Source organism: Limosilactobacillus antri DSM 16041 (genome assembly GCF_000160835.1).
GTDB lineage: Bacteria > Bacillota > Bacilli > Lactobacillales > Lactobacillaceae > Limosilactobacillus > Limosilactobacillus antri.
The window spans coordinates 63928-78518 of the sequence record NZ_GG700737.1 but is presented as its reverse complement, the minus strand read 5'-3'; the positions used below and the strand labels follow the sequence as shown (position 1 = coordinate 78518).

14 protein-coding genes are annotated in these 14591 nt (G+C 54.6%); all 14 read right to left on the bottom strand.

Annotated features, from left to right (window positions below):
• Nucleotides 1-236 precede the first annotated feature (236 nt).
• The 14 genes from trxA to ruvA all read right to left on the bottom strand — a co-directional run bounded on the left by trxA (nucleotide 237) and on the right by ruvA (nucleotide 14587).
• Entirely contained in the window at nucleotides 237-551 is a 315-nt protein-coding gene (trxA, locus tag HMPREF0494_RS09395; RefSeq protein WP_007124721.1) for a thioredoxin, read from the bottom strand.
• Between the two features lie 77 nt (nucleotides 552-628).
• Entirely contained in the window at nucleotides 629-3001 is a 2373-nt protein-coding gene (locus HMPREF0494_RS09390) for an endonuclease MutS2 (protein WP_007124720.1), read from the bottom strand.
• 13 nt (nucleotides 3002-3014) lie between these two features.
• Nucleotides 3015-3542, bottom strand: coding sequence for a CvpA family protein (locus HMPREF0494_RS09385; protein WP_007124719.1), 528 nt, complete (start codon nucleotides 3540-3542; stop codon nucleotides 3015-3017).
• A gap of 156 nt (nucleotides 3543-3698) precedes the next feature.
• Nucleotides 3699-4007: a DUF1292 domain-containing protein gene (locus HMPREF0494_RS09380; RefSeq protein ID WP_007124718.1), complete on the bottom strand. Its 309-nt coding sequence runs from the start codon at nucleotides 4005-4007 to the stop codon at nucleotides 3699-3701.
• A 4-nt stretch (nucleotides 4008-4011) separates the two neighbouring features.
• On the bottom strand, nucleotides 4012-4455 hold the full coding sequence (ruvX, locus tag HMPREF0494_RS09375) for a Holliday junction resolvase RuvX (protein ID WP_007124717.1): 444 nt from the start codon (nucleotides 4453-4455) through the stop codon (nucleotides 4012-4014).
• Entirely contained in the window at nucleotides 4452-4721 is a 270-nt protein-coding gene (locus HMPREF0494_RS09370; RefSeq protein ID WP_003714378.1) for an IreB family regulatory phosphoprotein, read from the bottom strand. The genes ruvX and HMPREF0494_RS09370 overlap by 4 nt, the downstream gene beginning before the upstream one ends.
• Nucleotides 4722-4916: 195 nt before the next feature.
• Complete coding sequence (alaS, locus tag HMPREF0494_RS09365; protein WP_007124716.1) at nucleotides 4917-7577, bottom strand: alanine--tRNA ligase; 2661 nt, start codon at nucleotides 7575-7577, stop codon at nucleotides 4917-4919.
• A gap of 257 nt (nucleotides 7578-7834) precedes the next feature.
• Entirely contained in the window at nucleotides 7835-9208 is a 1374-nt protein-coding gene (locus HMPREF0494_RS09360; RefSeq protein WP_040459033.1) for a DEAD/DEAH box helicase, read from the bottom strand.
• Nucleotides 9209-9218: 10 nt separating this feature from the next.
• Nucleotides 9219-10166, bottom strand: a complete 948-nt coding sequence (locus HMPREF0494_RS09355) for a DHH family phosphoesterase (RefSeq protein WP_040459032.1) — start codon at nucleotides 10164-10166, stop codon at nucleotides 9219-9221.
• Between the two features lie 152 nt (nucleotides 10167-10318).
• Nucleotides 10319-11218, bottom strand: a complete 900-nt coding sequence (gene gnd, locus HMPREF0494_RS09350; protein ID WP_007124713.1) for a phosphogluconate dehydrogenase (NAD(+)-dependent, decarboxylating) — start codon at nucleotides 11216-11218, stop codon at nucleotides 10319-10321.
• A 146-nt stretch (nucleotides 11219-11364) separates the two neighbouring features.
• A complete protein-coding gene (gene yajC / locus HMPREF0494_RS09345) occupies nucleotides 11365-11811 on the bottom strand; it encodes a preprotein translocase subunit YajC (RefSeq protein ID WP_007124712.1) in 447 nt (148 codons plus the stop codon).
• 56 nt (nucleotides 11812-11867) lie between these two features.
• Nucleotides 11868-12956 (bottom strand): tRNA-guanine transglycosylase, encoded by a 1089-nt coding sequence (locus tag HMPREF0494_RS09340; RefSeq protein WP_040459031.1) that lies wholly within the window; start codon nucleotides 12954-12956, stop codon nucleotides 11868-11870.
• Between the two features lies 1 nt (nucleotide 12957).
• Nucleotides 12958-13986: a Holliday junction branch migration DNA helicase RuvB gene (gene ruvB, locus HMPREF0494_RS09335; RefSeq protein ID WP_007124710.1), complete on the bottom strand. Its 1029-nt coding sequence runs from the start codon at nucleotides 13984-13986 to the stop codon at nucleotides 12958-12960.
• Between the two features lie 7 nt (nucleotides 13987-13993).
• Complete coding sequence (gene ruvA / locus HMPREF0494_RS09330; RefSeq protein WP_007124709.1) at nucleotides 13994-14587, bottom strand: Holliday junction branch migration protein RuvA; 594 nt, start codon at nucleotides 14585-14587, stop codon at nucleotides 13994-13996.
• Nucleotides 14588-14591 lie beyond the last annotated feature (4 nt).

Here is a 14591-nt window from a genome sequence, read left to right as displayed (position 1 = left end):
GATTTTCGGTGTTTGTCTTCGAACCTCCGCAAGGATGGCTAGGTTGGTCAAACGCTGGTTTATCAGCGTTTGAACTGCCAGCCAGCTACTGCGCTGAGGCATTTTTATCTTAAAAACAGTAAAGAGACTGAGTTAATTCCCAGCCTCTTTTTTTGCTACTGTAATTTCTCTAAGCGCAATGCGGCTGAACAACCATCCTTCTAGGTGGAACGCCCGTACTTTGCGGGCCGTCTCCCCTAGTCCGCGTAATGCTGTAAAAGCTGCTTGAGCTGTTCTTTTGGATGGTAACCGACTACCTGGTCAACGACCGCACCATTCTTCTTCACCATTAAGGTTGGAATACTCATGATCCGGAACTTCTGGGCGGTTTGCTGGTTTTGGTCAACGTCCATCTTAAAGAAGTTTACTTCCGGCATCTCATTGGACAGGGCTTCTACGACTGGCGACTGCATCCGACAAGGGCCACACCAGGTTGCCCAAAAGTCAATTAAGGCCACCCCTTGTGCCGTATCCTGTTCAAACGTCTGATCGGTGGTTTCCTTTACTGCCATTATAAAGACTCCCTTCTATCTATTTACCTACAATTCTAACAGAGGTCCGCACTAAAAGCACGGAAAGAGCTTACTTATTATAAGTTAACGATTGTGGCACCATCGCCACCAGCATTCGGGGCCGCATAGGAAAAGGACTTCACCCGCGGGTTGCTTTGCAGGTACTGCTGGGTCCCCTTCCGCAACGCACCGGTTCCCTTCCCGTGAATAATCGTCACGGTCCCCAGGTTGTTGAGCAGGGCGTGGTCAATAAAGTTGCTCAACTCACCCATTGCCTCTTCGTAACGGTGTCCCCGGAGGTCCAGCCGGGCCGAGGTCTTCCGGGTTTGCGTCGTTTTGACCGCCCGGTGGCTTGGCTGTTTCCGATCATCTTTCGGCAGGTCGCGCTTAGCCACCTTTTCCAGGTCACGCTCGTCAATCTCCATTTTTAAAATACCAATCTGCACTTCCCACTTATGGTTTCCCCGCCTGCTGAGCAGCTCACCGTGCTGGCCGTATGACTTGACCAGCACCGCGTCGCCCTTATGCAGGTCGTGCTTAGCCTTGGCGCGCTTCAAGACGCTATTATGCTGGAGCCGCGGATTGTCCTGGTGGAGGGCGTTTAACGCCCCCTGAGCGTCAATCAGCTGGTTTTCTTTAACGCCCGCCCCCTGCTGGATTTCCAGCTGCCGCAGGTGGTGGATAATCCGGTCGGCCTTTCGTTTGGCCTGGGCAACCTGGTGGTTAGCCTGCGACCGGGCCCGTTCTAAGAGCCGGTCACGCTGTTCATTAAAGCGGTCCAGCTTCTGGTTAAGTTCTTCCTGGTCCGCCTGATTTTGCGCGACCAGCTTTGCCAACCGGTCGCCTTCCTCCCGGGCCCGCTTCCGCTGTTCGACCAGGTCGCCAATCATTGCGTTCAGGTCCTGACTATCATCACTGACCAGGGACTGGGCCTCGCCGATAATGGCGGAACCAATTCCCAGCCGCTTGGCAATTTCCAGCCCATTTGACCGGCCGGGAATCCCAAGCAGGAGCCGGTAGGTCGGCTGCAGGGTTGCCTGGTCAAACTCCATGCTGGCGTTAATGGTCTTGGCCCGGTCGTAGCCGTACACCTTCAATTCAGGGTAGTGGGTGGTAATCATTACCAGGCTCCCCCACTGGCCAATTTCATCTAAGATTGCCATAGCGAGTGCCGCCCCCTCTTTCGGGTCGGTTCCGGCGCCCAATTCATCCAGGAGGACCAGGCTGCGGGCGGTTAGCTGGTCGAGAATCGCCTTAACGTTCTCCATGTGACCAGAGAAGGTACTGAGGTTTTGTTCCAGTGACTGCTCATCCCCAATGTCGGCAAAAACGTTGTCAAAGACGCCAATCGTACTGCCCTCTTGCGCGGGAATGAAGAGGCCCGCCTGGCCCATCAGCTGGATGATCCCAAGGGTTTTCAGGGTGATCGTCTTCCCACCGGTGTTGGGTCCGGTAATGATTACCGCCTGGTAGTCGCCGCCAAGCTTAATATCGTTGGCAACCGCCTGGTCACGCGCAATCAGGGGGTGCCATGCCTTACGCAGGTTTACCTGGTTGTCCGCGGACAGCAAGGGGAGACTAGCTTTGAGTTCGTGGGCATAGCTGGCCTTAGCATTAATGAAGTCCAGGTGGCCCAAGATCTGCTCATTATTCAAGATGTCATGCCGGTAGGGTGAAATCAGGGCTGACAGTTCCGCCAGGACCCGCAGGACCTCCTGCTTCTCCTCAATTTGGGCTTGGCGCAGTCGGTTGTTATCCTCCATCACCGCCCCCGGTTCAATGTACAGGGTTTGGCCGCTGGCACTCTGGTCATGAACAACCCCGCCAAACTTATTCCGGTACCGGGCCAGCACCGGAATCACAAAGCGGTCGTTTCTGACCGTCACGATTGGCTCACTGAGGTACTTGGCACTCTTGCCCTGGGTGTATTGCGCCATCTGCTGGCGAATTTCATTTTCGGTTTTATTAATCAGCTGGCGAATCCCGTGGAGCTTAGTGGAAGCTTCGTCATTGATTCGGCCATCGGGATCGACCGACCGGACCAGCCGGGTGGTCACTGACGGGATCGTTACCAGTCGGTCCACCGTCTGCTCCAGGACCCGGAGCTTGATCTTCTTCTCCCGCATCTGTTCAAAGAAGTTTTGGACGCTGCGGCTCGCCTGCAGAACCTTGGCCACTTGGGCGAGTTCGGTTCCGTTCAGGTTGGCGCCAATTTTCAGCCGTTTCATCTGGGGCTTAATATCCGCCAGTTTAGGCAGGGGCAGCCCTCCCTCTAAGCGAAGGATGTCAGCCCCATCGGTCGTTTCCGTCAGCCAGTCTTGGACTGTCTGGTAGTCCGTTGCCGGCATTAGGGCTGCCAGTTCCCGCTGGCCCGCGGCCGAAACAAGGTAATGAGCGACTCGGCCCTTAATTTGTGCAAATTCAAGTGTATCAATTATTTTGTGGTTCATTTTCCTACTTCCCTTATTCAATCGTTTGTAAAACCAGCTGGGCAAGCAGCGGCGTTTGATCAATAATTAGCCGGGCAAGGCCTGAATTTGCCAGCTCCATCTGCCACCATTCTGCTGGCCACAATTGCGTCACGATCAGGATTACAAAGACAATCACGTACCCAATCAGCAGCGAGAGCACACCGCCGACCAGGCCATCCAGAGTCCCGATGACGGGCAGGCGCCGGACCCAATTCAGCTGACGAACCAGCCAGTGACCCAGGAAGGCCACGATGGCAAAGATCAGCATGAAGGCAATCCCGTTACTAAAAAAGTGGTCTAAATCAACCGTCGCCAATAACTGGCCCGAATACGACGAGCCGTTGGAAACGTTCGGCAGCAGCCCGGCTAGCCAGCTGCCCACCAGTGGCGCCGCCAGCTTGGCAACCAGCCAACTCACGATGTAGGTTGCGGCGTTGAGAACCATCCGTAAAAGTCCCCGGCGCCGACCGTTAATGAAGCAGCCAACGAAAATTAAAATAATTACTGTGGTTAAAACCATGTTCTTCCATCCCTTACCTGGAAATTACTAATACGTTAATAGGGTCTAGCACCCAATCACCTGATTGCGTACTAGACCCCAATTTGATTTGGCAGTTGTTATTGCGGCTGTTCCAGCACCCGGCTGAGCCGGTCCTGGCTAATTGCTGGCTACTGCTTAGCCCTTAAAGTTACCCTCGTCATCCAAGAAGGTGTTCAGGACCTGCTCGACCATGTCCCATTCCTTATCGTCCTCGATGGGAACAAGGTCCTGGCCGTCGCCATCCTGATTATCGGTGACAATGTAGGCTTGAATGTCAACCGATTCATCGTTTTCCTGTTCAGCGGGGTAAATAAAGATATAGGACTTGCCATAATCATCCGAGTCAAAAGTAAACAGCTCCTTAAACAGCTGTTCATTACCATCTTCATCAATCAGCGTGATCATGTTGTCATCGTTATTTTGTTGTTTAGTCACTTTAACCATTCCCTTATTTTAGTTTTTGCACTAACCGGCCATGACGATCAAGGTAGCTCTGCAGGATAAAGGTTGCGGCAACCTCATCAATTACTTTTTTCTGCTTGGCCCGTGAAATGTCCGCCTCTTCTACCAGCATCCGGTGCGCTTCGACAGTCGTCAGACGCTCATCTTGGAAGTCGATCGGGAGCTGTGGAAACCGCTCTTGGAGCAGCTCACCGTAATGCTTGGAAGCTGCGACCCGGGGTCCTTCGGTATTATTCATGTTTTTCGGCAGCCCCAGGACAAAGCCGGCCACCTGCTCCTTGTGCACTAGCTCGGCGACCCGGTCTAAGCCAAAGACTTCTGCGTCTTCGTCAATCGGGATAATTTCCACCGCCTGGGCTGTCCAGCCGAGCGGGTCGCTAACCGCAACGCCGACGGTCTTGGAGCCAACATCTAAGCCCAGCAGTCTCATTTAGTCTCACCGTTATTCTTCAGGTACGAGCGGACCAGCTCTTCAATAATCTCATCCCGTTCGTGGGCCCGAATCAAGTTCCGGGCATCGTTGAGCCGCGGAATGTAGGCTGGATCTCCCGACAGCAGGTAACCCACAATTTGGTTGATTGGGTTGTAGCCCTTTTCTTCCAATGATTCATAAACCGTCTTGAGCGTTTCTTTAATATCTTCTTGGCGTTCCTGACCAAAATCAAAGAACATCGTCTTATCATTATTAGCAGTCATCAATCGTCACCTCCAGATAGTCTCTTTAAGTCAATATTCTACTATACTCATAGTAAAATCACAATTATCCCGTCCGCCTGCCGGTTAAAAAATCCGGCAGTTTCATTCAACGAACCGAATCTTCATTAAACTGAAAAGACGGGCAGCCGATCCTGCTTCCTGCCAGGATTAAAGCTGCTCGTCTAAGCGCAGAGTTTAATTTTCGCTCTCCAGGTACTCCTTCGCCAGTTTGAGGGCTGCTGGAATTCCGGCCGGGTCCTTTCCACCGGCCTGAGCAAGGTTCGGCCGGCTGCCGCCGCCGCCCTTGATTGCAGAAGCGATTGCCTTGATTAGGTCACCGGCCTTCAAGCCAGCCTTAACCTTCTCATCGCTTACCGCCACCAGCAAGTTGGCCTTGCCGTCATTAGCCGTCCCCAGAACCAGGACGTCGGACAGGCCCTTGGCACGCCAGCGATCAGCCAGCTGCCGCAACTGGCCCATCCCAGCGACCTTGACCTCAGCCGCAATTAGCGTGCCGCCCTTGGTAGTTTGGACCTCATCAAAGACACTGTTAGCCTGCTGGGCCGCGATCTTAGCCTGCAATGCTTCCACCTGCTTGTTGGCCTGCTTTAATTCCTCTTGCAGGTTAGCAACCTGGTGTGGCACCTCTTTGATCTGGGCTGCTTTCAGGTCCCCCGCCACTTCTTCCAACATGGCATTGCGCTGTTGCAGGAAGTCATAGGCATCGCTGGAGGTCACCGCTTCAATCCGCCGGACGCCGGCACCGACGCCCCCTTCGGAAACAATCTTGAAGAGGCCCAGCTCATTGGTGTTCTTGACGTGGTCACCACCACAGAATTCGGTGTTGTAGTCGCCAATCTTCACAACCCGGACCTTATCACCGTACTTGTCAGAGAAGAGGGCGATTGCTCCCATCTCCTTGGCCGAATCGATGTCGGTTTCCACCGTCGTCACCGGAATTTCCTTGAAGATCTGTTCATTGACCATCGCTTCCACCGCCGCCAGGTCCTTTGCAGTGACCTGGCCGAAGTGATTAAAGTCAAAGCGCAGGTAGTGGGCTTCGACTAAGGAACCGGCCTGCTGGGTATGGCCACCCAAGACGTTCCGCAGAGCCTGATCGAGCAGGTGGGTCGCGGTATGATTCTTTTCAATCTTCAGGTGCCGGGCCCGGTCAACCACCAGCTTGTAGCGAGCACCCTTCTTGAGCGGCGCCGTTAATTCCACCCGGTGCAGGTTCTGCTGGTTAGGGGCGTGTTGGACATCAACGACCCGGCCAACCTTCTTGCCGTAATTGTCAATAATATCACCGGTATCGGCTACTTGCCCACCCATTTCAGCATAGAATGGCGTTTTATCAAAAATCACTTCGATATTCTGGTCGTCAGGAGCTGCGCTATCCGCCTGCTGACCGTCGTGGGCCAGGCCAATCACCTTGGCATCGTCCACCACTAGGTCGGTATAGCCAACGTACTTGCTGTCTTCCTTGAAGTCGGTCCAGAGATCGGTTTGGACACCCATCCCGTTGTCCATATCACGGGCGTTGCGGGCCCGGTTCTGCTGCTCAGTCATTGCGGCCTCAAAGCCCTTTTGGTCAACCGTCAGGCCCTCGTCAGCAGCGTACTCCTTCGTTAACTCAATTGGGAAGCCGTAAGTATCGTAGAGTTTGAATGCTGTCCGGCCATCAATTTGGTTGCTGCCGTTTTGCTTGGCGTCAGCAATCACACTGTTGAGCAGGTTCAAGCCGCCGTTCAGGGTCGCGCTGAAGCGGTCTTCTTCCGACTTGATGACGGAAGCAATGTAGTCAGCGTTTTGCAAAACCTCTGGGTAGTAGTCCTCCATGATTTTACCAACCGTCGGCACCAGCTGTGCTAGGAACGGTTCGTCAATCCCGAGCTTCTTGCCAGCCACCACGGCCCGCCGCAGCAGCCGCCGGATGACGTAGCCCCGACCCATGTTTGATGGCAGGGCACCGTCCCCAATCGCAAAGGTAATCGTCCGGATATGGTCGGCAATAATCTTAAACTGAACGTCGTCGGCCTTGTTGGCCCCGTACTCCTTACCAGCGGACAGGGCCGCAACCTGCTTGATAATTGGCATAAAGAGGTCGGTTTCAAAGTTGGTCGGCGCGTTTTCAAAGATCGAAACGACCCGTTCCAGGCCCATCCCCGTATCAATGTTCTTATGGGGCAGCGGCTCGTAAGTGTTTTCTGGCGTGTGGTTAAACTGGCTAAAGACGATGTTCCAGATTTCCAGGTAGCGTTCGTTTTCGCCGCCCGGGTAGCTCTCGGGATCATCCTCCGGCAGGTTGTTGAATTCCTGCCCCCGGTCGTAAAAGACTTCCGTATCCGGACCCGAAGGACCCTGGCCAATATCCCAGAAGTTATCTTCATCGGCAATCAGGTGGTCTTCGGCAACCCCGACTTCCCGCCACTTGTTGTAGGCGTCATGGTCTTTCGGGTAGTAGGTAATGTAAAGGCGGGCCGGGTCGAAACCGAACCAGTCGTCACTCGTCAACAGTTCCCACGCCCACGGGATTACCTCATCTTTAAAGTAGTCACCGACGGAAAAGTTGCCAAGCATTTCAAACATCGTGTGGTGACGCGCTGTCTTCCCCACGTTTTCAATATCGTTGGTCCGAATACTCTTTTGCGAAGAGGTCATCCGCGGGTTTTCCGGAACCACCTTCCCATCAAAGTACTTCTTCATCGTGGCCACCCCGGAGTTGATCCACAGCAGGGTCGGATCATTGACCGGAACCAACGATTGACTTGGCATTACCTTGTGACCGTGCTGCTGGAAAAAGTCCAGGTACATCCGCCGTACCTGCGCACTGTCCAACTGTTTCAGCTTTTTCACGCTACTCTCTTCCTTTCAAAAAACAAAAACCATCCCTGCTAACAAAGACGCCGATTGACGCGGTACCACTTTGCTTGCAACGATGGAATTCGTTTACCTCTTTAATTTCCCTTGGCGGGAGTTATATCTAGTTGTTTGGATGGGGAGCACCCATTAGCCATCACTCAACCGTCACAGCAACCCGGTTGTTTCTGTCAATGACGAGCCAACGGACATATCCCAAACGAACCATATTATAGCGGACCGCCGCGCAAAAATCAACGGCCGGCCCGTTCCCGCCGGTGCTGACGCTGGCGTTGCCGCTTTGCTTTCCGGATCTTGTGGCGCAGTTCCAGCCGGCGTTTTTGCTGTTCATCATCCTTGATTGCCCGTTTGATCCGTTTCTTATAGCCCGGCTTAACCTTGCGTTTAGTCTTCTTGACGTAACCCTTCATGGACGGGTCTAATTCATCTTGCCGGTGCCGGAATTTCTTTCGCCGGTTGCGGTCGTGGGTGGTTACCAGTCGGCCGTTTTTCAATTCCTTCGGCACAAAGCTGATTCCCCGGTCTTCCAGCTTAGCGATTAATTCGTCCTCCGCCGGTTCGTAGAGCGTAATTGCCGTTCCGGTCAACTGGTTGCGACCCGTCCGGCCGACCCGGTGAACGAAGTATTCCAGATCAGTCGGCAGGTCATCATTGATTACCAGCGAAACCCCGTCAATGTCAATTCCCCGGGCCGCCAAGTCCGTCGCCACAACGTACTGATAATCCAGATTGCGGATCTGCCGCATCGTCCGCTTCCGCTTCCGGGGTTCCAGTCCCCCGTGAATCAGGGCAACCTTTAAGCCCTGTTCGGTCAGGTAGCGGGTTAATTCCTCCGCCCGCTCCTTGGTGTTGGCAAAGACCAGGGCCAGGTATGGTTCCCCCATCGTGAGTAGCTGGTAAATCAGCTGGTTGCGGTCGTGACCCTTAGTCGACAGCAGCCAGTTCTCCACGTTCGGGTTAATGACCGTTGCCGTCGGAATCTCTTCAATCACCGGGTTAGCCATGTACTTCTTCAGAAACGGCCGGAGCTTCTCTGGAATGGTAGCAGAAAAGACCATCATCTGTAAGTTTTCCGGGAAGCGTCCCGCAATCTGGTCGACCTGTTCCAAAAAGCCCATATCGAGAGTCATGTCCGCTTCGTCAACCACGAACATCGTCGCGGTATGCACGTCCAGGTGCTGGGACTTAATCAAATCCAAGACCCGCCCCGGCGTCCCAATCACTAACTGGGGCTGCTTACGCTCTAACTGGGCAATTTGGTGCTGCTTGTCCGTTCCGCCCACGTAATTGTGAATCGTCAGCGGCTGGTCAGCATACTGGTTGAGCTGCTTAGCGGCGTTATAAATCTGGTAGGCCAGTTCCCGGCTCGGGGTCGTGATCACCGCCTGCACTTCCTGTACAGTCGGGTCAAGCCGGGAAAAGATCGGCAGCAGGAAGGCGTGGGTCTTCCCGCTCCCGGTGGCTGACTGCCCAACCACGCTCTTTCCTGCGAGGATGTCTGGAATCACCTTTTCCTGAACCGCGGTGGGCTCGTGAAAGTTAATGGCCTTTACCGCCTTCAGTAAATAGGGTTTGAGCTTAAAATCATTAAAAGTCTTGCTCGTCATGCGCGCCTCCTCATTCATTACTCGTCAATTCGTCCAACTCCGCGATCACCCGTTTAATTTCCGCCTTGTCCTTAGCCTTGGCGCCACTAGCCAGCGGGTGGCCGCCGCCATCATGCTTCTTCGCCAATTCGTTAATTACCGGTCCCTTTGAGCGCAGGCGGATGCGGTAGTGCCCATCTGCCTGTTCAACAAAGATCGCCCAGGCACGAACGTCCTTAATCCGTCCCGGCAAGGAAACCACCGCTGACGTTCCCGCCTCGGTCAGGCCAAACTGCTCAAGAAGTTCATTCGTCAACACCACGTAGGCAGCCCCATGGTCCAAAATCGTCAGGTTCTCGTAGACGTAGGCCGAGAGGCGGGCCAGCGGCAGGGAAATTTCGTCCTCGCGGCGGCTGATCGCAGCTGCATCGGCCCCGGCCGCCATCAAAGCCCCGGCCACCAACAGGGTTCGGGGGGTGGTTGCCGGGTACAGGAAGCGGCCGGTATCGCCGATAATCCCTGCGTAGAGGGCGTGGGCAGCCTGCTGAGGCAGGGTCAGCTGGTCGCTAAAGTGCTGGTAAAAGTCGTAAATCATTTCTGAACAGCTCGACGCTTCCGGTTCAACCCACATCAGGTCGCCAAAGGGCTCGTCATTCGGGTGGTGGTCGATCTTAATCAGCTCGTCACCATTGTTGAAGCGCCGGTCATCAATCCGGGGGGCGTTCGCAGTGTCGGTAACGATTACCAGAGCGTCGTTAAAGGTTTCCCCATCAATTTCGTCCATCGTTCCGATCCAATCGAAACCGGGAATGTGCTTTCCCACCAGGTAAACCTGCTTATAAGGGAAGGAGGCCTTCAGGATCTCGCCCAGGCCAACCTGGGAGCCGATTGCATCCGGATCCGGGCGTTGGTGCCGGTGGATGATAATCTTGTTGTACTTTTTAATCTGTTCAAGAATCTGACTTAACTGGTCCGCCATAATCATTACTCCTCTGTACTCCATTATTGTCTAAGAATTAAGTATAACAGGATTTCCGCCCTGATTCTATTGAAAACGTTAAAGAGGCGCCAGCCGGTGAATACCCACCGGCTGGCGCCTCTGACGTTTAGGCACTGCCTACTTTATAATAATTAATTCTTATCGACGGCGTGACCACCGAAACCGTTCCGCAATGCAGCAACCACCTTACCGTCAAAGGTGTCTTCCTGCATCGACTTGAAGCGGGCACACAGTGCTTCGTAGATTACCGGTGTTGGCACGTTGTGGTCCATCGCATCAGCAATCGTCCAGTGTGCTTCACCACTACTGTGCATCCGTCCCTGGATTTGGTCTAAGTGCGGATCCTTTTCAAAGGCGGCCTGGGCCAGTTCCATCAGCCAGGACCGGATAACAGAACCGTTATTCCAGAGCTTAGCAACCGCGGCGTTGTCGTAGTCGAAATCTGACGCTTCCAGAATTTCAAACCCTTCACCGATTGCTTCCATCATCCCGTATTCAACCCCGTTGTGGACCATCTTGAGGTAGTGACCAGAGCCGGCCTTACCGGTGTAGAGGTAGCCATCCTTTTGTGCGATGCCTTCAAAGAGCGGCCGGATCCGTTCAAAGGCTTCCTTGTCGTCGCCACCGATCATGAAGTTACCGCCTTCGAGGGCGCCGCGCCAACCGCCTGAAGAACCACAGTCGAAGAAGTGGATGCCCTTTTCAGTCAGCATCCGGTTGTGCTTCAATGAGTCCTTCCAGTACGTGTTCCCACCATCAATTACGATGTCGTCAGCAGAAAGCTTTTCCGCCAGCTGTTGCATCGTCGCATCGGTTGGCTTGCCTGCAGGGACCATTACCCAAACCGTCCGTGGGGCGGCCAGCTTTTCAACCATTTCATCCAAAGAAAACGCAGTTTGGGCACCGTATGAGCCGGCTTCCTTAACGGCGTCCTGGTTTAAGTCGAAGGCAACAACGTCATTGCCATTGCGCAGCATGTTTTGGGCAAGGTGAATTCCCATCTTTCCCAGACCAATCAATCCAATTTGCATCTCAAACGTTCCTCCTGTCGTTGGTCGGCTTGCCAAGTTTAGTTAGCAAGCGAAAAGCTAAAACAAGCGGGCCTTTCGGTAAATAAAAAAGCCCTTAACTAATTACCAGTTAAGAGTTTCGCACGTTTTCATAAATTAGTCAATTATTATTTTGACTCCTGGTCGTCATCAGCGGCCTTCGCCTCCGTAGCGTCATCAGCAGGCTTTGCGTCCGCCGCCGCTTCTTCCTTAGCACTCGTTGGTGCTGGAGCAGCTGGCTGGGCAGCCTGTTGCCCTTCTTCACCAGCCCGTTTGAGGACCCGCGCAATCGCTACCATATCAAAGGTCAAATAAATGCCTTCACAATCTAAGGTCACGGTCTGGTTATCCTTGTTAACCTCGTCAATCTTACCATGGAGGCGGCCAATTGTGACTACCTCGTCACCCTTGTGAAGTTCATTCATCATTTCCTGGTGCTGCTTGCGTTGCTTTTGTTGCGGCCGGATCATAAAGAAGTACATCAGAGCAATCATCAAAACAATCAGGATGATGCTAGAGTAGCCACCAGTATTGGCAGCAGCTAAAGTTACAAAACTGTTCACGATATTATCCATTCCTTTCGCCAAATCTCTCTTTTAACTTTACCAAATTTTTTATCAAAAAACCACTGTTAGCAGTCAATTGCTAGGTCGGCCATGAACTCTGCCAGCCGGTCAGCTCTGATGGCCTGGCGAAGCTGGTCCACCAACCGGTTAAGCACAAATAAATTGTGGACTATCAACAACCGCACCCCAACTGGGGACTGCTCCTGCAACAGCTGGTGCAGGTACGCCCGGGAATAGCCCGCCTGGCAGGTCGGACACTGGCAGCCCGGGACCAGCACCCGGGAGTCGCCCGCCAGGTGTTCCTTAGTCAGGTGCAGCCGCTTCGTCCCAACGTAGGCGCCGCCGTGAAGGGCGGTGGTGGCCGCGCAATCGCTATCGATGATATCCATTCCCTGCGCAATTGCCACCAGTACCTGTTCTAGGGCGCCGCAGGTCGGCAGGTAGCGGACACCCGCTTCGGGGAGCAGCGCAGTAAGCTCGCCCAGGATCCGGCGTTGCTCCGCTAGCTTGACGGCGGGATCAATCCCCAACAGGGCGTAGCCGCCGGGCTGCACCGCCTGAGCAGCAGCTGCACTGGCCCGGCGGACCCGTTTTAAGCCGCCACCGACCACCGGGGCCAAGGTATTTGCCGGCCATTCAACGGTTTCAAGCCAAGCGGTGGTCTGACGGGCGGCAGCCTGGAGTTCGTCCACCGGGGCGTAATAATTTTCCCAGCGGGCAAAGCCTACCTGGAGGTCACAGCCCAACAGCTGTTGCCACTGCTGGGCCAATTGGGGCGTGTACAGTTTCTGCTGCCTTGTCGCTGGGTCATGGAAGCTCACCCCAGTTGGCTTCCGGCCCCGGGGCTTGGCCCAGCGGTAGGCCTGCGTAGCTCCGGGCGTTCCAACAATGATTCCTGGCCAGCGCAGGTAATCATGAAGGTCGGTCACGCCCAGCTGGTCAGGCTGTCCCGCCGCTCTGAGCCAGTAATCCAGCGCCGACTGCTTAACCGCATGGGTTCCCGCCGCGGCTAATTCACTACTGGTGAGGATTGCTGTCACCGCTCCCGTCTGCACCAGTAGAGGGGTGGCGGCTTGGCGGTGCCCGCACCGCAGCTGGCCGCACCGGGCCAGACCACTTTGCGCCTGGATTTCAAATTCTAGTTTGCTCTTCATACTACTTTCCCTCATCCGTTGGGTAATTAATCCCCAGGTGGTCATACGCCGCCGGAGTAACGACCCGTCCCCGGGGAGTCCGGCTGATGTAGCCAATCTGAATCAGGTATGGCTCGTACATTTCCTCAATAGTGTTGGTTTCCTCACCAATGTTAGCGGCGATCGTCTTCAAGCCGACCGGGCCCCCGTGGTAGAAGTTAATCATCGTCAAAAGCATCTTCCGGTCGATTTCATCGAGGCCCCGACTGTCCACCTGCAACAGGTCCAGGGCCTGCTTAACGATCGAGGCGCCAATCGCCTGCTGATGAGCGACCTGGGCGAAATCACGAACCCGTTTAAGCAGCCGGTTGGCAATCCGGGGCGTCCCGCGGGAACGCAGAGCCAGCTCATGGGCCCCCTGCTCCTCAATCCGAGTCGCAAAGATCCGGGCCGACCGGAAAATAATCTGCTTTAGTTCGTCCTGGTTGTAATAATTCATGTGCTCGACAATCCCAAACCGGTCCCGCAGCGGCGCTGACAGCATCCCCGCCCGGGTGGTTGCCCCAATCAGGGTAAAGGGCGGCAGGGGAAAGTGAACCGGGTGGGCGGTCGGCCCTTCGCCGACGACAATGTCGATGTAGTAATCTTCCATTGCCGAATAGAGCATTTCCTCGACGACCTTGGGCAGGCGGTGAATTTCATCAATAAATAAGACATCGCCGGGCTGAAGCTCATTCAGCAGGGCCACCAGGTCCCCCGGCTTCTCGATTGCCGGGCCGCTAGTCGTTTTGATGTTCACGGCCATCTCATGGGCAATCACCATCGCCAGGGTGGTTTTCCCCAGTCCCGGCGGTCCGTATAGCAGAACGTGGTCCAAGGCCTCTTCCCGCTCCCTGGCCGCCTCAATATAAACCCGCAGCTTATCCTTGAGTTGCGCCTGGCCAATGTAGTCCCGGAGGGTTTGGGGACGGAGGGTCAGTTCGATTTGCTCCTCCGCCTCATCCTGGGACCGGTCAGACAGCACGTTATCTTGCTTATCGTTCACATTCATCCTCCCCCTATTGGTTTAACAGGCGCAGCGCTTGCCGTAGGTATTCATCGGTCGATTGCTGCTGGGTGCCTAGTTGCTTGCCGATTTTTTTAACTTCCCGGTCCTTATAGCCCAGCGCCTTGAGGGCCGCTAAGGCATCGGCCAGGGCCGGGTTGGCCGGATCACTAGCCGTTTGCTGGTCAAACAGGCTCCCGGACGTCGCGGCCGCGAGCTTATCCTTTAAGTCCAGCACAATCTGAGAGGCCGTTTTTTTGCCGATTCCCGGAAACTTCGTCAGGTAGCTGATATTGTTATTCGCAATTGCGTCAACCAGCCCCTGGTGGTCGGGATTCGCTAAGATTGCCAAGGCACTCTTGGGCCCAATTCCCGACACATTAATCAGCTGCATAAACAGCTGCTTTTCCGCCTGGTCGCTAAAGCCAAATAGCGAAATATCATCATCCCGGACGGCCTGGTAGACAAATACCCGGACGGCCGTCGCCGGGTCCTCGTGGAAACGGTAGGGGTTCGCTACCAGTAACTTATAACCGACACCGTGAACATCGACCACGATGTACTGGGGGGCAACAATGCTGATGGTTCCCGTTAAATATTCATACACGTCA